Source organism: Sphingopyxis sp. GW821-FHT12C06 (genome assembly GCF_058807415.1).
This window is the reverse complement of the sequence record NZ_JBXAQR010000004.1, coordinates 56,596-73,328: the sequence shown is the minus strand read 5'-3', so window position 1 is coordinate 73,328 and position 16,733 is coordinate 56,596. Positions and strand designations below refer to the sequence as shown.

Genomic DNA, 16,733 nt, shown 5'->3' with positions numbered 1-16,733 from the left:
TTGCCTTGGCGCGGCGCCTCGCGCTACCACTTGTCGCGATGACGGAGCGGGACAGGGCTATATTTTCAATATGATGTCGATGGGGATCGCCCAGGCTTCGGCCGTCGCCGAGCCGCCGAGCCAGGGGTGGCTCCTCGATCCCGAACTGATCGATCCGGGCTATGCCCAGACGATGGCCGGTGGCGAGATCCAGACCAGCTTCCCGCCGCCGCCGCCTTCTCCCCCCACGCCCGAATGGCTGAAATCGCTGCTCCAGGCGCTTGGCGATTTTTTCCAGTGGAGTGCGCCTGCTGCGAAACCCTTGCTATGGATCGGCGCAATTCTGCTGCTGCTTTTCATCCTCTATCATTTCGTCCCCGCCTTTGCGCAGTGGGTCGATGACATTCGTTTTCGTCGCAAGACACCCGCAGCCGACGACGAGATGATCGGCCAGGCCGAAGCCGGGGCGGCACGCGCACTGCTGGCAGAGGCCGACGCGCTTGCCGCCGGGGGGCGCTTTGCCGAGGCCGCCCACCTGCTGCTCTATCGCAGCGTCGAGGATATCGAAGGCCGCCGCCCCGGCCTCGTCCGGCCCGCAATGACCTCACGCGACCTCGCCGAGACGCAGGATCTCCCGGCAGTCGCCCGCGGCGCCTTCAGCCGCATCGCCCGCGCCGTCGAAATCAGCCTGTTCGGCGGACGGTCGATCGATGCCGCCGCGTGGCAGCAATGCCGCGCCGCCTATGCCGAGCTGACCGTGCCGAAAAACTGGGCGCGCGCATGAGCGCTTCCACCAGCGACAATGCGGGCTTCAACCCGCGCCTGATCGGCGGCGTGATCGGCATCGGCATCATCGCCTTCATCGCGCTCTGGGCGTTGATCGCGCTCGGCCCACAGCTTTCGAGCGGCAAGGACGGCGGTGCTCATGCGCTGTCAAAGGCCGCACCGGGCTATGCCGGTATCGTCGATCTGCTCGAGCGCGCAGGCGCCGACGTCGAACTGCGGCGGCGGGTCGAGCCGCCGCAATATGACGACTATACGCAGCTCGTCATCCTGACCCCGACCGTCCGCACGCGGCCCGAGGAGATGACGGAGTTGCTCGACGCGCAGGGCGGCGCGCCGATCCTCGTCGTGCTGCCCAAATGGTCGACGATCCCCGTTCCGGGACAGGCGCCCAAGCCCGGCTGGGTCGGGCCAGGCTTCCCCGGCGCGCCGCCCTCCCGGCTCTTGCCGGCGGCGACGTTCGGCCCTGTCGAACTGCAATCCCATCCGGGAAGCCCCGCCGAAGCGGTGCGCGCCAATCTCGCCGGCCGGCCTGTCGATGTGCCCGTGCCCACCAATGGCATTACGATATCGGGCGACGCGATCGAAACGCTGATCGCGCATCCGGCGGGCGGCGCCATTCTTGCGCGCGTCAAGGAGCGCGACCTCTATATCCTCGCCGACCCCGACCTCATCAACAATCTCGCCTTCGCCTCGCGCGACAAGGCACGCGCGGCCGTGTTGCTGATCGACACGATCGGTGAAGACGCCAATGCCGACGGCTTCGCCTTTGACCTGACGCTCAACGGATTCGGCGGCGGGCGTTCGCTGCTGCGCTTCGCCTTTGTTCCGCCCTTCATCGGCATCACCCTCTGCCTGATCGCGGCAGGGTTGCTCGCGCTATGGCAGGCGTGGATACGCTTTGGCCCATCGTTGAAACCGCAGCGCGCGATTCCGGTGTCAAAGGCGGCGCTGATCGCCAATAGCGCCGATCTGATCAAGCAGGCACGGCGCGAACTCGATGGTGCCGACGCTTTCGTCCACAGCCAGCGCGCCGCGATCGCGCGTCGGCTGCATGCCCCCACGGGACTCGATGCCGCGGCAACCGACGCATGGATCGACAAGCATTTGCCGCCCGGCAGCGACCTTTTTTCTTCGCTCGCGCGGCGCCTGCCGCTCGCGCGCAACACCCATGAGTTTCTCGGCGACGCGCAGGCGCTGCACGCCATCAGGAAGGATCTACTCCGTGACAGCTAATCCCATCGAAAGCGTTCAGGCGCTCGGCGCCGCGATCGAGGCCGAGGTCGCCAAGGTCGTGTTCGGCCAGGGGCCACTCACCCGCATGGTGACGATCGCGCTCCTCGCGGGAGGGCATGTCCTGCTCGAAGGCCCGCCGGGAACCGCCAAGACCCTTCTCGCCCAAGCCTTCGCCCGCGCGACAGGCCTCGATTTCGGGCGCATCCAGTTCACCCCCGACCTGATGCCCGGCGACATTTTGGGGTCGAACCTGTTCAACTTCCAGACGTCGAGCTTCACCCTGACCAAGGGGCCGATCTTCACCGAATTGCTGCTCGCCGACGAAATCAACCGAACCCCGCCCAAGACACAGGCCGCGTTGCTGGAGGCGATGCAGGAACGCCGCGTCACAATCAACGGCGAGGCGCATCAGATGAGCCCGCGCTTCACCGTGCTCGCAACGCAAAACCCGATCGAGCAGCAAGGCGTCTATCCGCTGCCCGAGGCGCAGCTCGACCGCTTCCTGTTCAAACTGGTCGTCGACTATCCGGCCGCCGACGAAGAGCGCCGCATCGTCGCCGATCATGGCGGCCGTTTCAAAAGCCCTGCCGTCGCCGATTTCGGCGTCACCGGGGTGGCGAACGCCAAAACGATCGAAGCCGCGATCGACACGATCGCGACCGTCCGCCTCGCCGACGAGATCGTCGACTATATCGTCCGCCTCGTCCGCGCGACGCGCGAGAGCGCCGACCTCGAATGCGGCGCCTCCCCGCGCGCCGCGACCCTGCTCGCGCGCGCCGCCTGCGCCGCCGCGGCGCTCGACGGGCGCGACTATGTGATTCCCGACGACATCCAGCGGCTCGCCCCGGGTGTGCTGCGCCACCGCGTCATCCTGTCGGCGGCCGCGGAGATCGAGGGACGCACGGTCGAACAGGTCGTCGCCGCGCTGCTCGAACGCGAGGAAGTCCCGCGATGATCTACCCGACCCGCCGGGCGATCTATCTGCTACTTGCAGGCGCGCCCCTGGCGCTCGCGCTCGGGCTGATCCAGCCCGAGCTGTGGCTGGTCGCGCCGGGGTGGATCGCCGTCATTCTGGCGTGCCTGCTGCTCGACGCAGTCGCCGGCGCCAACCCGCGCCATCTCGCGCTCGATGCCCGCTTTCCGCATCAGGTCGGGGTCGGCGACCCCTTCGACATGACGCTCAGCGCGACGGGTCGTTCGGTTCCGCGCCATGCGGAAATCGCGATCGCCATCGACGAGCGGATCGCACCCGGCGGACGGCTGGCCAGTGACATGACCTCGGCGGGCGGGGCCAACGCGCTGGTCCGCACCCTGTCGCTTTCGGCATCGCGGCGCGGTCAGGCGCTGGTCGAGGCATTGTGGGTGCGCTGGGCCGGACCACTCGGCCTCGTCTGGAAGCAGCGACGCTTCGCGATCGATCGCGCGATCGGCGTCGTCCCCAGCCTGCGCGCGGTGACCGAAGAAGGCAGCCGCCTGTTTCAGCGCAACAGCTGGTTTGGCCTCCGCCAACAGCAGCTGCGCGGCGAAGGCACCGAGTTCGAAGCGCTCGCCGAATATCAGCCGGGGATGGACCGGCGCGCGATCGACTGGAATGCATCGGCGCGTCACGTCAAACTGCTGGCCAAGGAATATCGGGTCGAGCGCGACAATCGTGTCGTGCTGGCGATCGACGGTGGCCGGACGATGGCCGAGCCCGTCGGCGGCATGCCGCGCGTCGACCGCGCGGTGTCGGCGGCGCTGCTGCTCGCCTATGTCGGGTTGAAACTGGGCGACCGGATCAGCCTCTTCTCCTTCGCTGCGAAGCCGCAAGCGCTGACCCCCGCCTATATGCACACGCAGGATTTTCCGGCGTTGCAACGCGCCGCGAGCCTGATCGACTATGCCCATGTCGAAAGCAATTTCACCCTCGCACTAACGACGCTGTCGGCGCAGCTCACGCGTCGCTCGCTGATCATCTTGTTCACCGAATTCACCGATGCGACCAGCGCCGACCTGATGATCCGCGCCGCCGGACGGCTGGTGAAGAAACACCGCTTGCTGTTCGTCGTGATCAAGGATGAAGAAGTGGAAAGCGAAGAGCGCCGCCACCCCGAAAGTGCCGCCGACGTCACACGGTCGAACGTCGCTGCGGCGATGCTACGCGACCGGCAGCTGGTGATCGCGCGGCTCCAGCGGCTCGGCGCCGACGTCATCGAAGTGCCCGCCGATGCGATGGGCGCGAGCGCGGTCGAGGCCTATCTGGGCATCAAGCGGGCGGGCAGCCTGTGATCCCCGCCGCCCCCGCCACACGCGCCATCGATGCGCCAAGCTTTTCGACCAGCCGCTTTCGCGCCGAGCGCGAGGCCGACTGGATCGCCTTCGAAACGCTGCTGACCAAGCTGGAGAAACGGGGCGCCAAGGCGCTGACCAGCGACGAGCTGTTGCAACTGCCCCTCCTCTATCGCGCCACCCTGTCGTCGCTGTCGATCGCGCGCGCGACCAGCCTCGACAAGGCCTTGCTCGATCATCTCGAGACGCTGTCGATCCGCGGCTATTTCCTCGTCTATGGCGTGCGCGAAACGCGGCTCAGCCGGCTGCGCCGTTTCTTCCTCTATGACTGGCCTGCGGCGGTGCGGTCGGTGTGGAAGGAGACGATCATCATCGCGCTGATCATCCTGCTCGGCGCGCTGACCAGCGGTTCGCTCGTCGCCAGCGATCCCCAATGGTATTTCAACTTCGTCCCCGAAGAAATGTCGGGCGGCCGCGATCCGCGCGCTTCGGTCGAATATCTCCAGTCGACACTGGGCCATGGCAAGGCCGCAGGCGAGCAGGAAGATGGCCTCCACGTCTTTGCGACCTATTTGTTCACCCACAACAGCCAGGTCTCGATCCTGTCTTTTGCGCTCGGCTTCGCCTTTGGCGTGCCGACGATGATGCTCGAATTTTACCAGGGCATTGGCCTCGGCGCGATGCTGGCGCTGTTTTCGTCCAAGGGGCTCGGCTTCGACTTCGGCGGCTGGCTGTTCATCCACGGCACGACCGAGCTGTTCGCCGCCGCGCTGTCGGGCGCTGCGGGGCTTCGCATCGGCGCCGCGGTCGTCTTTCCCGGCGCACGCGGGCGATTGCAGGCGGCGTCGGATGCGGGGCGCACCGCGGGCAAGGTGATGGCCGGCGTCATCCTGATGCTGCTCGTCGCCGGGCTGCTCGAGGGTTTCGGACGCCAGCTGATCACCGATACGATGCTGCGCTACGCCATCGGCACGCTGATGCTGTTGTTCTGGCTCGCCTATTATTACATCCCGCGGCGCGAGGATGTCGCATGACCGCCGCCCTCGCCAACGCCCAGCGTCGCAATGCCGAGAACCGGAAAATCCGGCAGTTCATCACGCCCGAAGGCGTCGATCTGGAGCTGAAGATCGCGAGTTCGGGGCTGCGGCTCGGCGCGCTGTTGATCGACGTCGTGCTGATCCTGATCGTTCTGACCCTCTTTTCGCTGGCGATGCTCTGGGCCGGAATGGCATCGGGATCCGATATCATGGTGGTCGTGTGGATGCTCGGCGCCTTCGTGCTGCGCACCTTCTGGTTCATCGGCTTTGAACTCGGGCAGCGCGCCGCGACGCCGGGCAAGCGGCTGACGGGCATCCGCGTCGTCGCGCGCGACGGCGGGCGGCTCACCGCCGACGCGGTGGTCGCGCGCAATTTGATCCGCGAGCTCGAACTTTTCCTGCCGCTGATGATGCTGGGGGTCGGTGCGGCAGAGGATATGGTGTCGGGCTGGACCATCCTCGCCGGGGTCGCCTGGTCGCTGACGCTCAGCCTGTTCCTGCTGTTCAACCGCGACCGGATGCGGATGGGCGACCTGATCGCCGGCACCTGGGTGGTGATGGCGCAGCGCGCCAAGCTCGACGCCGATATCGCCGCGGACAGCGACCACAGCGACGCGATCCGCTTCAGCGATGCCGAACTCGCAGTCTACGGGATTTTCGAGCTGCAGGAGCTCGAACGCGTGCTGCGCGTTCGCGATCCGCGCGCGATGCGCGAGGTCGCCGACACGATCCGCGCCAAGATCGGCCGGCCCGTCGCCGAAGAGGATGACGTCTTCCTGCTTTCCTATTATCGCCAGTTAAAGGCCCGGCTCGAACGCAAATTGCTGTTCGGCAAGCGTCGAGAGGATAAATATGCCAACGACTGACACGCTTTCCCTTTCGGTCACCAGGGCATTGCAACGCCGCCGCTCGGTGCGCGCCTTCACCGGCCGCACGGTCGATCCCGCGTTGCTCGGTGACATTTTCGCCGCGGCCCAGCGCGCGCCGTCAGGCGGCAATCTCCAGCCGTGGCAGGCGACGGTGCTCACCGGCGAACCGTGGCAGGCGATGAAGGACGCGGTCGCCGCGCGCATCGCGATGGGGCGCGAGGGCTATGAGCCCGAATATGACATCTACCCCAAGGGCCTTGTCGAGCCCTGGGAAGCGCGCCGCTTCAGCGTCGGCGAGGGGCTCTATGCCGCGCTGGGCATCCCGCGCGAAGACAAAGCCGGGCGGCTCGCTCGGTTCATGGAAAATTACCGGGGTTTCGGCGCACCGGTGATGCTTTTCCTCCATTGTTCGCGCATCATGGGCCCGCCGCAATGGTCGGACATGGGCATGTGGTTGCAATCGGTGATGCTGCTGCTCGTCGAAGCGGGCCTTGCCAGCTGTCCGCAGGAATGCTGGGCAATGTACGGCACCACGGTGCGCCGCACGCTCGCGCTGGACGAGGGGCAGATATTGTTCACCGGCCTCGCGATCGGCTATGCCGACGAGGATGCGGCAGTGAACCAGTGGCCGGTGCCGCGCGCGCCGCTGGATGAAGTGATCGATTGGCAGGGATTTTAAAATGACCAGCAGCAGCGCCGGATTTCGTCATGCCATCGCAGGGGCGCTTGCCCTCGCGCTGGCGGGCTGCACCGCGATCCCGAAACCCGTCGCACCGCCTACCCCGCAGCCGGTCGCGCCCACGCCGACGCCGGCCCCGCTGCCGACACCCTCCAAAAGCTGGGAGGATCGTGCGGTCGACAGCGGCGCATGGCGCTATGATGCGGGGAACCGGACCGCGACATTCGTCCCCACGGGCAGCGCGAATCCGCTGCTGACGATGGCATGCAGCGGCGATGCCATTCGGCTGACCTCGGCGCTCGCGGGCAATGTCAGCCTGCGCACCAGCGCAGGGACCGACCAGATCCGTTTTGACAACGGAAACGCGAATCTCGGCAATCGCGACGCCCGGCTCGACAAGATCGCGTTCAGCCGCGGCCGCTTCGCGCTCGAAACGTCAGGCGGCGGCGCGCTGACGTTGCCCGTCCAGTCCGAAATCGGCCGCGTGATCGAGGATTGCCGGGGCTAACCCCCCAGCTGCACCGTGCCGCCCTTGATCCAGCCCCAGCGGCACGGACCCTGATATTCGCGGGCATTGGGCACCGACTTGCCGATGCCGCACATATCGGGATCGGTTCCGGGCGCATCGAACACCACGCCGAACCAGGCATCATTCTCGGCCGCCTCGCATAGCGATACATGCGCGCCGCCCGCGAGCCTTGCCTTCACCGCGCGGGTTTCGCCGGGCGCCCAATAGACGTCGGTGCCGCCCGCCTTGACCCGCGAGATGCTCGAACAGGCGGGCAGGCTGGGGCCTTCGGTGCCGATCATCACCGCGCGCGTCGCGAGCGGTTCGCCGGCGACGACGGGCGCATTGTCGGCGGGCGGCGCAGCTTCGGAACAGCCCGCAAGCGCGAGAGCCAGCAGCGCGGTGATAGGAAGGGCGAGGTGAGCGAATGGAGAGCGTTTCATGCCGCGAAACTAGCCGCCGCAGCGCGTGCGCGCAACGCTCCTCGCCCCGGCCCCGAGAGCCGCATTTTCGCTTGGGTTTTGGGTGCTTCGACCCTATATAATCAATATGACGGACACCCCTGAGAATATGGCGCCGAGCGCCAATGCCAACCTGCCCAATGCCAACGCCTATGGCGCCGATTCGATCAAGGTTCTCAAGGGCCTTGACGCGGTGCGCAAACGGCCGGGCATGTATATCGGCGACACCGACGATGGCTCGGGCCTGCATCACATGGTGTTCGAGGTTTCGGACAATGCGATCGACGAAGCGCTCGCGGGGCATTGCGACCTCGTCCTCATCACGCTGAACAGCGACGGGTCGGTCAGCGTCGAGGACAATGGCCGCGGCATTCCAACCGGCATCCACGCCGAGGAAGGCATTTCGGCGGCCGAGGTCATCATGACCCAGCTCCACGCCGGCGGGAAGTTCGAGAACACCAGCGACGACAACGCCTACAAGGTGTCGGGCGGCCTCCACGGCGTCGGCGTTTCGGTCGTCAACGCGCTCAGCGAATGGCTCGAACTCACCATCTGGCGCGACGGCGAAGAGCATTGGATGCGCTTCGAACATGGCGATTCGGTCGCCCCGCTCAAGGTCAACGGCCCCGCCCCGGCGGGCAAGAAGGGCACCCGCGTGACCTTCTCGGCCTCGACCGACACGTTCAAAAATGTCCTCGAGTTCGACTTCGACAAGCTCGAGCATCGCTATCGCGAGCTGGCGTTCCTCAACTCGGGCGTGCGGATCAAGCTGGTCGACGCGCGCCATGCCGAGCATGTCACCCACGATCTTTACTATGAGGGCGGCATCGCGGCGTTCGTCAAATATCTCGATCGCAACAAGACCGCCATGCTGCCCGAACCGATCGCGATCAGCAGCGAACGCGACGGCATCGGCATCGACGTCGCGCTCGAGTGGAACGACAGCTATTATGAAAATGTCCTCTGCTTCACGAACAATATTCCGCAGCGCGACGGCGGGACCCACCTCGCCGCCTTCCGCGCCGCCCTGACGCGTACGCTCAACGGCTATGGCGACAAGTCGGGCCTTCTCAAGAAAGAGAAGGTCTCGCTGACCGGCGAGGATATGCGCGAAGGCTTGACCGCGATCGTTTCGGTCAAGCTGCCCGATCCCAAATTTTCGTCGCAAACCAAGGACAAGCTCGTCTCGTCCGAAGTGCGCCAGCCGCTCGAAAGCCTGATGGCCGACCGGATGACCGAATGGCTCGAGGAAAATCCCGGCCATGCCAAGATGGTGATCCAGAAGGTCGTCGACGCCGCCGCCGCGCGCGAAGCGGCCAAGCGTGCCCGCGAACTCACCCGGCGCAAGGGCGCGATGGACATCGCCTCGCTCCCCGGCAAGCTCGCCGACTGTCAGGAACGCGACCCCGCCAAATGCGAACTCTTCCTCGTCGAGGGTGACTCGGCAGGCGGGTCGGCCAAGCAGGGCCGCGACCGCAAGGTTCAGGCAATCCTGCCGCTGAAGGGTAAGATCCTCAACGTCGAGCGCGCGCGTTTCGACCGGATCATCTCGTCGAAGGAAGTCGGCACGCTGATCCAGGCGCTCGGCACCGGCATTCGCGATGAATTCACCATCGAAAAACTGCGCTATCACAAGATTGTGATCATGACCGACGCTGACGTCGACGGCGCGCATATCCGCACGCTCTTGCTCACCTTCTTCTACCGCCAGATGCCCGAGATCATCGAGAACGGCCATCTCTACATCGCCCAGCCGCCGCTTTACAAAGTCGCGAAGGGCCGCAGCGAAGTCTATCTGAAGGACGACACCGCGCTGGAGAATTATCTGGTCGACGGCGGTATCGACGCGCTGATGCTCGAAACCACGGGCGGCGCGCGGTCGGGCGCCGATCTGCGCGACCTGATCGAGCACGGCCGCCGTTTGCGCGCGCTGATGCGCTATGTCCCGCGCGGCCATAATTATGAACTGGTCGAAGCGCTGGCGCTAACCGGCGCGCTCGATCCCGCGCTCGATACCACCGGGCGCGCCGCCGCCGCGGTGCGCGCCGCCGAATGGCTCAACGCCGCCGAGCGCGCGCTGACCGGCGGACGCGAAGCCAAGTGGACGATCACCGCCGAAAATGGTGGTTACACGCTCGAAAAGCGTTGGCGCGGGGTGAGCGATCATCACGCCATCGACGCCGCCTTCCTCGCGAGCCAGGAAGCGCGCCGCCTCCACACGCTCGCGGGCGCGCAGGCCGAAAGCTATGCCCACCCCAGCCGTCTGGTGAAGGGCAGCAATGCTGCGGCGCAAGCCGCCGACGCCGCCGCGCTCGCCGCAGCAGCCGAAGCCGACGGTGATGCCGAAGCGAGCGACAGCGATCTGCCCGCCGCCAGCACCGGCAAGGCGACGCCGATCACCCGTCCCTCCGAACTGCTCGAGGCGATTTTCGCGCACAGCCGCAAGGGGCTCGCGATCAGCCGCTACAAGGGACTGGGCGAAATGAATGCCGAACAGCTTTGGGAAACCACGCTCGATCCGTCGAACCGTTCGCTGCTGCGCGTCGAGGCTGAACAGGCCGATATCGCGCATGAAATCTTCGAACGATTGATGGGCGACGAGGTCGAGCCACGGCGCGATTTCATCCAGACCAACGCGCTTTCGGTCGCCAATCTGGACGTTTAAATCGGTTTCAGCATAGCCGAAACCGCGCGGCACCGGCCCGCTCCCCCACCCGGCCTCCCTCACGATAGTAGCCTATGGGAGGCCGGGTGGGGGAGCGGGCCGGTGCCGTCTCCGCGCCAGTGGAACAAGCAGAAAAGCACATCCGGCCCCATATTAGGTTCAGTTCAACGCGCGGCGGCTTGTGTTAACAGGCCGCCGCTGCTTTTGGCGCGTCCACCGAAAGGGGATGTTGCCATGCGGGTATTTTCAGCGATGCTGATGCCGCTTCTGCTCACGGTCTCGGCCGCGGCGCAGGATGCCGAAGTCACCAATGATAGTGCCGACGCCGCCGCCCAGGTCGACGAAGAAACCGCTATCGGTGGTGGCCTTGCTAGCTATTATGGCGATGAACTCGCCGGCAACCGCACCGCGAGCGGCGAGCGTTTCAACCCCGGCGAACTCACTGCGGCGCATCGCACGCTTCCGTTCGGCAGCCTCGTGCGCGTCACCAACACCTCCAACGGCGACAGCGTGATCGTCCGCATCAACGACCGCGGCCCCTTTTCGCGCGGGCGGGTGATCGACGTCAGCCACGCCGCAGCCCGCGAAATCGGCATGCACCGCAGCGGCACCGCGCGCGTGAAACTGGCGCTGCTCGACAACGACTGAGCCGCCCGCCGGTCAGTCAAATACCGACCAGCCCGCCGCATAGGCGAAATGTTCGAGCGCGACCGCGCCCGCGAGCGAGGTCCCCGCTTCATTGAGCCCCGGCGACCACACCGCGATCGATCCCTGCCCCGGCGCGATACACAAAATGCCGCCGCCGACCCCGCTCTTGCCCGGCAGGCCGACCCGAAAGGCGAATTCACCGCTGTTATCATAGTGGCCGCACAGCATCATGATCGCGTTGATCCGCCGCGCGCGATGCGGTTCGACGAGCTGCTCGCCGGTCAGCGGATCGCGCCCGTCCATCGCAAGGAACAGCCCGGCCTTCGCCAGCTGGCGGCACGACATCGCAATCGCGCATTGGCGGAAATAGACGCCGACCACCGTCTCGACCGGATGCTTCAAATTACCGAACGCATCCATGAAATGCGCAAGGCTGCGGTTGCGCGCGCCGGTTTCGGATTCGGACATGGCGACCTCAAGGTCGATCGCAACGCGGTCGTCACCCGCGCGCCCGCGCATGAAATCGACGACCTCCCCGGCCACCGCATCGCCGCTTCGCCCGTCGATCAACCGGTCGGTGGTCGCGATCGCACCCGCGTTGATCAGCGGATTGCGCGGAATGCCGTGCTCGCTTTCGAGCTGGACGATCGAGTTGAACGCCGACCCCGACGGTTCGCGCCCGACGCTGTCCCATAGCGAGCTTCCGACCCGCCGCAGCGCCATCGCCAGCGTGAAGACCTTCGACACCGACTGGATCGAAAAGGCCTCATCGGCGTCGCCCGATGTGTGGACGGTGCCATCGGGCAGCGCGAGAGCGAAGCCGAGTTTGTTCGGATCGACCTCGGCCAGCGCCGGAATATAGTCGGCGACGCGCCCTTTGCCGAGTTGCTCGGCGGCCAGTTTCATCGCTTCGTCGATGTGATTGCGCAGATCATCGGTCATGGTGGAAGCTTAGCAACTTCGTGGTCAAACGCATTTATTTTCATTTTTGCGAAAATATTCTATATACACGAAATAATCTGCAGCGAATCGGGAGAGAAGATCATGGTCGATCATCCGCGAGGCAAAGGCTTATCGAGCGCCATCAGTTATCGGGACAGCAAGGCAGCGTTCCGCTGGCTCGAACAGGCGTTCGGGTTCGAGCCGCTGTTCGTGCTGCTCGATGCCGACGGCAATCTGGCACACAGCGAAATGGGTTTTGGCGATTCGGTGGTGATGGTCGGCAATGAATGGTCGGACGACCACAAGAGCCCCAAATCAATCGGCGGCAAGAATACGCAGTCGGTGCATGTCCAGCTCAACGTCGGCGACGATATCGACGCCCATTGCGAAACCGCGCGTACCGCGGGGGCCGAAATCATCGCAGAGCCCGAGACGCAATTTTACGGCGACCGCAGCTACCGCGCGAAGGACATCGAAGGCCATATCTGGACCTTTGGCGTCACCGTCGAGGAAAAGACCGCCGAAGAATGGGACGCCGAAGGCGGCTTCACGACCAAGACGCGGCTCGACGATTGAGCGCGGGGGTCGACCGCATCTTCGCCGCGCTTGCCGACCCCAACCGGCGGCGCGCGGTCGAACTGCTGGGGCAGCGCCCGCACAGCGCGGGCGAGCTCGCGGGGGCGCTCGGACTCGCCGCCCCGGCGATGAGCCGCCATTTACGCGCGCTGAAAGAGAGCGGGCTGATCGAGGACGCGCACCCGGCCTTCGACGCGCGCGTCCGCATCTATAGCCTCAAACATGGCGCGACCGACGCGCTGAAGCGCTGGCTCGCCGAGACCGAGGCGCTGTGGACGCACCAGCTCGCGGGTTTCAAGGCGCATGTCGAGGCCGGCGAATGAGCGCCGCGGTGATCGTCGCGCTGCGCGTCGCGGTCACACCGCAAGTGGCATTCACCGCCTTCACCCGCGACATCGGGCGATGGTGGCAAAGCCATCCGCTCTTCCAGCTGACACGCAAGGGCGACGGAATGCTGCGGTTCGACCCCGAAGGGCCGGACGGGCGGCTCGTCACGCGGTTTGCCGATGGCAAGGAGTGGGAAATCGGCCCGGTCCATCACTGGCTGCCCGGCGAACGACTGGCCTTCGGCTGGCGGCTGCCGAGCTTCGCCGCAGATCAGGCAACCGAAGTCGATATCCGCTTCGAAGCCGTCGGCGCCGAAACGCGGGTGACCGTCGAGCATCGCGGCTGGGACGCAATCCCGCAAAGCCACGTCGCGCGGCACGGGTTCGAACTGATGCTATTCCAGCGGCGGCTGGGCGAGCATTGGCGGGGGTTGCTGAAGGCGATGGCGGAGGGGTTTTGAAAGGATGTCGGGTTTGGGGTGGAAAGCAAACGGCGCTTCTCTACAACGAGGTCATGTTCAAGAGAGCTAAACCAACAGGCAAGGGCGCCGTCCCTGACCACCTTAGGGATCGATTCCGGTATTTGGACGAGCTCCCGCCTGCCAATGCTTTGGGGCCTTGGCGTAAATTGACAATAGTCGCCGTAGGGGGCCTTCAGTACATCGGGTTTGCGTCGAAATCTGACCTGCTCTTGGTTGCCTCGGTCAGCGGACGTGGCGTTGTTGACTGCGCAACCGGCGGCAAAGTCGCAAGAGATGATGAAGAGTATTACCCTGATTTCGGTTCTTTGGAGGCCGAAGGCATAGGCCCGTTGGAAGGGCAGCAGATCCGTGTAGCCGGGACCTCTGGCGGTGGCTTATCCCACGCCACCGAGGACGGATGGCTTATCGAACTGCATCCGCTTTCATGGCCAGAGGAAGAGTTTTTCTTGTGTCCACCGGGACAGACAATGCTGTGGAACCCTCCTGCGACCAAACCCGAGCTGTTTAAACTAAGGCCATTACCTTCCTCATTGGTGGCTTATGGTTTTTCTCCGACCGGTAAATCTCTGGTCATCGCTACATCTTCGGATTTGGAGATATACAGCCGCGCTTAATGTCCGTGATTGGTCGTTTCCAGCCGTTCGTCATCCCGGACTTGATCCGGGATTCATAGCCTCGCTCACCCGAAAACGTCGCGCCCGCCGTCATGGACCCCGGATCAAGTCCGGGGTGACGAGGAATGGCACGTCGCCTTTTGGCGCGACGGGCACCCTCTCCCCATGACGTCGTAACAGCGAAAATCTGAAAGGCTTGCCCCGCGCCCCGCGCCGCCCCAAGCTCGCACCCATGCCGCTGCCTCCCCTTTTCACCGACTGGTTCGCCGCGCGCGGGTGGCGGGTGCGGCGGCATCAGGGCAATATGCTGGCGGCGGCGGAGCGCGGTGAGCATGCGCTGCTCGTCGCGGCGACCGGGGCGGGGAAGACGCTGGCGGGGTTTCTGCCGACGCTCGTCGACCTGACCGAACATCCGACCGACCGGCTCCACACCCTCTATGTATCGCCATTGAAAGCCCTCGCGGCCGACGTCGAACGCAATCTCGGCGCGCCGATTGCCGACATGGGGCTCGATATCAGCGTCGAGAGCCGCAGCGGCGACACATCGTCGGACAAAAAGGCGCGCCAGCGCAGCCGGCCGCCAAACATCCTGCTCACCACCCCCGAATCGCTGTCGCTGCTGCTCTCCTATCCCGACAGCTTCCTGATGTTCTCCGACCTCAAGACGGTGGTGATCGACGAGATTCATGCGTTTGCGCCAGGCAAGCGCGGCGACTTGCTGAGCCTCGCGCTCGCGCGGTTACAGACGATCGCGCCGGGGCTGCGCCGTGTCGGCCTGTCGGCGACGATCGCCGACACCGCCGCCTATCGCAGCTGGCTCGCCCCCGGCGGCGATGCCGACGCGGTGACGCTGGTCGAGGGCGAGGCGGGCGCCGATCCCGACATCGCCATCCTGCTGCCCGAGGGCGCGGTGCCGTGGGCGGGCCATTCGGGACGCTATGCGGTGCATCAGGTGATGGCCGAGGTCGCGAAGAACCGCACGACGATCATCTTTTGCAACACCCGCGGGCTCGCCGAATTGATCTTTCAGGAACTGTGGAAGGTCAATGACGCGGGGCTCCCGATCGCAATCCACCATGGCAGCCTCGACCGCGAGGCGCGCCAGCGCGCCGAGGCGGCGATGGCGGAAGGGCGGCTGCGCGCGCTCGTCGCGACCTCCAGCCTCGATTTGGGACTCGACTGGGGTGATGTCGATTGCGTGATCCAGATGGGGGCGCCCAAGGGATCGTCGCGGCTGCTCCAGCGCATCGGCCGCGCCAACCATCGCCTCGACGAGCCGAGCCGCGCGCTGATCGTTCCGGGCAACCGCTTCGAATATCTCGAGGCGCAGGCGGCCCTCGATGCGGTCGAAGCGGGCGAGCGCGACGCCGACCGCTTCCGCCCCGGCGCGCTCGACGTGCTCGCGCAGCATGTGATGGGGCTCGCCTGCGCCGCGCCGTTCAAGGAAGATGCGCTGCTCGCCGAGGTGCGGAGCGCCGCGCCTTACCAGTGGGTCGATGCCGACCTCTTCGCGCGGCTGCTCGGTTTCGTGCGCGATGGCGGCTACGCGCTCAAAAGCTATGATCGTTTCCGCCGCCTTGCCCCCGACGGGCAAGGCGGCTGGCGCATCGCGCACCCCCAACTGGCGGCGCGTCACCGGCTCAACGCCGGGATCATCGTCGACGCGCCGACCTTCGACGTGCGTTTCAAGAACGGCCGCCGCCTCGGCAGCGTCGAGGAATATTTCGCGAGCACGCTGACGCCGGGTGACACCTTTGCTTTCGCGGGCCTCAGCCTCGAGGTCGAGTCGATCCGCGACTCCGACCTCTATGTGCGCGCGACGACGCGACCCGCGCGCATTCCCAGCTATATGGGCGCGCGCATGGCGCTGACGACGCGGCTCGCCGACCGGGTGCGCGCTTTTCTGGCCGACCCGGCAAGCTGGGGGCGCTTCCCCGAAGATGTCCGCTTCTGGCTCGAGGCGCAGGCCGAACGCTCGGTACTGCCGCGCATCGACCAGCTGCTCGTCGAGACTTTTCCGCACGACGAAGCGCATTTCCTCGTCGCCTATCCCTTCGAAGGCTGGAACGCGCACCAGTCGCTCGGCATGCTGATCACCAAGCGGATGGAGCGCGCGGGGCTGCAACCCTTGGGCTTCGTCGCCTCCGACTATGCACTCGCCATCTGGTCGCTGCGCCCGGTCGCCGACCCTGCCACGCTGTTCGACCCCGCGATCCTCGAGGAGGAGTTCACCGAGTGGGTCGAAGGATCGCACCTGCTCAAACGCGCCTTCCGCGAGGTCGCGGTGATCGGCGGACTGATCGAGCGCCAGCATCCGGGCAAGCGCAAGACCGGCAAACAAGTCACCTTCTCGACCGACCTGATCTTTGACGTGCTGCGCAAATATGAGCCCGACCATCTGCTGCTCGAGGCGGCATGGGCCGATGCGCGCGAGCGATTGACCGATGTCGCACGGCTCGGCGATCTGCTCGACCGCGCCGCGGGAACAATGCTCCACCGGCCGCTCGGCCACATCAGCCCGCTCGCGATCCCCGTGCTGATCCTGATCGGCCGCGAGAGCGTCGCGGGCCACGACCTCGACGATGCGCTGCTCGGCGAACTCGCCGATACGCTGGCGGATCAGGCGATGCGGCCCGATTGAAGCTTGCTTGCCGCCGGTC

General features: G+C 65.7%; 17 protein-coding genes. 15 read left to right on the top strand and 2 right to left on the bottom strand.

All coding sequences use genetic code 11. The annotated features are described in order from the left end of the window. Positions 1-79: 79 nt before the first annotated feature. The 8 genes from AC1RRJ_RS12695 to AC1RRJ_RS12660 are packed head-to-tail and all read left to right on the top strand — an operon-like array spanning position 80 to position 7,359. The gene (locus AC1RRJ_RS12695) at positions 80-763 is read left to right on the top strand and encodes a DUF4129 domain-containing protein (RefSeq protein ID WP_493123216.1); all 684 of its coding nucleotides are present in this window, start codon (positions 80-82) and stop codon (positions 761-763) included. Then, on the top strand, positions 760-1,998 hold the full coding sequence (locus tag AC1RRJ_RS12690) for a DUF4350 domain-containing protein (RefSeq protein ID WP_493123214.1): 1,239 nt from the start codon (positions 760-762) through the stop codon (positions 1,996-1,998). The genes AC1RRJ_RS12695 and AC1RRJ_RS12690 overlap by 4 nt, the downstream gene beginning before the upstream one ends. Then, positions 1,988-2,953 carry an AAA family ATPase gene (locus AC1RRJ_RS12685; RefSeq protein ID WP_493123212.1) on the top strand — a complete coding sequence of 322 codons (966 nt, stop codon included), beginning with the start codon at positions 1,988-1,990 and terminating at the stop codon, positions 2,951-2,953. Before AC1RRJ_RS12690 ends, AC1RRJ_RS12685 begins: the two co-directional genes overlap by 11 nt. After that, on the top strand, positions 2,950-4,266 hold the full coding sequence (locus tag AC1RRJ_RS12680) for a DUF58 domain-containing protein (protein WP_493123210.1): 1,317 nt from the start codon (positions 2,950-2,952) through the stop codon (positions 4,264-4,266). Before AC1RRJ_RS12685 ends, AC1RRJ_RS12680 begins: the two co-directional genes overlap by 4 nt. Continuing rightward, complete coding sequence (locus tag AC1RRJ_RS12675; RefSeq protein WP_493123208.1) at positions 4,263-5,300, top strand: stage II sporulation protein M; 1,038 nt, start codon at positions 4,263-4,265, stop codon at positions 5,298-5,300. Before AC1RRJ_RS12680 ends, AC1RRJ_RS12675 begins: the two co-directional genes overlap by 4 nt. Next, positions 5,297-6,169 carry an RDD family protein gene (locus tag AC1RRJ_RS12670; protein WP_493123206.1) on the top strand — a complete coding sequence of 291 codons (873 nt, stop codon included), beginning with the start codon at positions 5,297-5,299 and terminating at the stop codon, positions 6,167-6,169. The genes AC1RRJ_RS12675 and AC1RRJ_RS12670 overlap by 4 nt, the downstream gene beginning before the upstream one ends. Continuing rightward, positions 6,156-6,851, top strand: a complete 696-nt coding sequence (locus AC1RRJ_RS12665) for a nitroreductase (protein ID WP_493123204.1) — start codon at positions 6,156-6,158, stop codon at positions 6,849-6,851. Before AC1RRJ_RS12670 ends, AC1RRJ_RS12665 begins: the two co-directional genes overlap by 14 nt. Before the next feature lies 1 nt (position 6,852). Then, positions 6,853-7,359, top strand: coding sequence for a hypothetical protein (locus AC1RRJ_RS12660; protein WP_493123202.1), 507 nt, complete (start codon positions 6,853-6,855; stop codon positions 7,357-7,359). On the opposite strand, the gene AC1RRJ_RS12655 is transcribed toward AC1RRJ_RS12660, so the two are convergent. Beyond that, positions 7,356-7,802, bottom strand: coding sequence for a hypothetical protein (locus AC1RRJ_RS12655; protein WP_493123200.1), 447 nt, complete (start codon positions 7,800-7,802; stop codon positions 7,356-7,358). The two genes, AC1RRJ_RS12660 and AC1RRJ_RS12655, sit on opposite strands and share 4 nt — an antisense overlap. A gap of 106 nt (positions 7,803-7,908) precedes the next feature. On the opposite strand from AC1RRJ_RS12655, the gene gyrB reads away from it, so the two are divergent. Both gyrB and AC1RRJ_RS12645 read left to right on the top strand, forming a co-directional pair. After that, complete coding sequence (gyrB, locus tag AC1RRJ_RS12650; protein WP_493123198.1) at positions 7,909-10,485, top strand: DNA topoisomerase (ATP-hydrolyzing) subunit B; 2,577 nt, start codon at positions 7,909-7,911, stop codon at positions 10,483-10,485. 234 nt (positions 10,486-10,719) lie between these two features. Next, positions 10,720-11,133 carry a septal ring lytic transglycosylase RlpA family protein gene (locus AC1RRJ_RS12645; protein ID WP_493123196.1) on the top strand — a complete coding sequence of 138 codons (414 nt, stop codon included), beginning with the start codon at positions 10,720-10,722 and terminating at the stop codon, positions 11,131-11,133. 12 nt (positions 11,134-11,145) lie between these two features. Here the strand turns inward: AC1RRJ_RS12645 and AC1RRJ_RS12640 are convergent, their stop codons facing one another. Next, a complete protein-coding gene (locus tag AC1RRJ_RS12640; protein WP_493123194.1) occupies positions 11,146-12,075 on the bottom strand; it encodes a glutaminase in 930 nt (309 codons plus the stop codon). A 102-nt stretch (positions 12,076-12,177) separates the two neighbouring features. On the opposite strand from AC1RRJ_RS12640, the gene AC1RRJ_RS12635 reads away from it, so the two are divergent. The 5 genes from AC1RRJ_RS12635 to AC1RRJ_RS12615 all read left to right on the top strand — a co-directional run bounded on the left by AC1RRJ_RS12635 (position 12,178) and on the right by AC1RRJ_RS12615 (position 16,714). After that, on the top strand, positions 12,178-12,651 hold the full coding sequence (locus tag AC1RRJ_RS12635) for a VOC family protein (RefSeq protein ID WP_493123192.1): 474 nt from the start codon (positions 12,178-12,180) through the stop codon (positions 12,649-12,651). Further along, positions 12,648-12,974, top strand: coding sequence for an ArsR/SmtB family transcription factor (locus AC1RRJ_RS12630; RefSeq protein ID WP_493123190.1), 327 nt, complete (start codon positions 12,648-12,650; stop codon positions 12,972-12,974). The genes AC1RRJ_RS12635 and AC1RRJ_RS12630 overlap by 4 nt, the downstream gene beginning before the upstream one ends. Then, positions 12,971-13,438, top strand: a complete 468-nt coding sequence (locus AC1RRJ_RS12625) for an SRPBCC domain-containing protein (RefSeq protein ID WP_493123188.1) — start codon at positions 12,971-12,973, stop codon at positions 13,436-13,438. Before AC1RRJ_RS12630 ends, AC1RRJ_RS12625 begins: the two co-directional genes overlap by 4 nt. 122 nt (positions 13,439-13,560) lie before the next feature. Beyond that, a complete protein-coding gene (locus tag AC1RRJ_RS12620) occupies positions 13,561-14,073 on the top strand; it encodes a hypothetical protein (protein WP_493123186.1) in 513 nt (170 codons plus the stop codon). Positions 14,074-14,305: 232 nt separating this feature from the next. Continuing rightward, entirely contained in the window at positions 14,306-16,714 is a 2,409-nt protein-coding gene (locus AC1RRJ_RS12615) for a ligase-associated DNA damage response DEXH box helicase (RefSeq protein ID WP_493123184.1), read from the top strand. The last annotated feature ends 19 nt before the right edge of the window (positions 16,715-16,733 follow it).

Coding starts and splice junctions, on each gene's coding strand:
- AC1RRJ_RS12680 (WP_493123210.1), top strand. CDS start 2,950: ATGATCTACCCGACCCGCCGGGCGATCTATCTGCTACTTGCAGGCGCG.
- AC1RRJ_RS12690 (WP_493123214.1), top strand. CDS start 760: ATGAGCGCTTCCACCAGCGACAATGCGGGCTTCAACCCGCGCCTGATC.
- AC1RRJ_RS12660 (WP_493123202.1), top strand. CDS start 6,853: ATGACCAGCAGCAGCGCCGGATTTCGTCATGCCATCGCAGGGGCGCTT.
- AC1RRJ_RS12615 (WP_493123184.1), top strand. CDS start 14,306: ATGCCGCTGCCTCCCCTTTTCACCGACTGGTTCGCCGCGCGCGGGTGG.
- AC1RRJ_RS12695 (WP_493123216.1), top strand. CDS start 80: ATGGGGATCGCCCAGGCTTCGGCCGTCGCCGAGCCGCCGAGCCAGGGG.
- AC1RRJ_RS12640 (WP_493123194.1), bottom strand. CDS start 12,075: ATGACCGATGATCTGCGCAATCACATCGACGAAGCGATGAAACTGGCC.
- AC1RRJ_RS12655 (WP_493123200.1), bottom strand. CDS start 7,802: ATGAAACGCTCTCCATTCGCTCACCTCGCCCTTCCTATCACCGCGCTG.
- gyrB (WP_493123198.1), top strand. CDS start 7,909: ATGACGGACACCCCTGAGAATATGGCGCCGAGCGCCAATGCCAACCTG.
- AC1RRJ_RS12625 (WP_493123188.1), top strand. CDS start 12,971: ATGAGCGCCGCGGTGATCGTCGCGCTGCGCGTCGCGGTCACACCGCAA.
- AC1RRJ_RS12635 (WP_493123192.1), top strand. CDS start 12,178: ATGGTCGATCATCCGCGAGGCAAAGGCTTATCGAGCGCCATCAGTTAT.
- AC1RRJ_RS12670 (WP_493123206.1), top strand. CDS start 5,297: ATGACCGCCGCCCTCGCCAACGCCCAGCGTCGCAATGCCGAGAACCGG.
- AC1RRJ_RS12665 (WP_493123204.1), top strand. CDS start 6,156: ATGCCAACGACTGACACGCTTTCCCTTTCGGTCACCAGGGCATTGCAA.
- AC1RRJ_RS12645 (WP_493123196.1), top strand. CDS start 10,720: ATGCGGGTATTTTCAGCGATGCTGATGCCGCTTCTGCTCACGGTCTCG.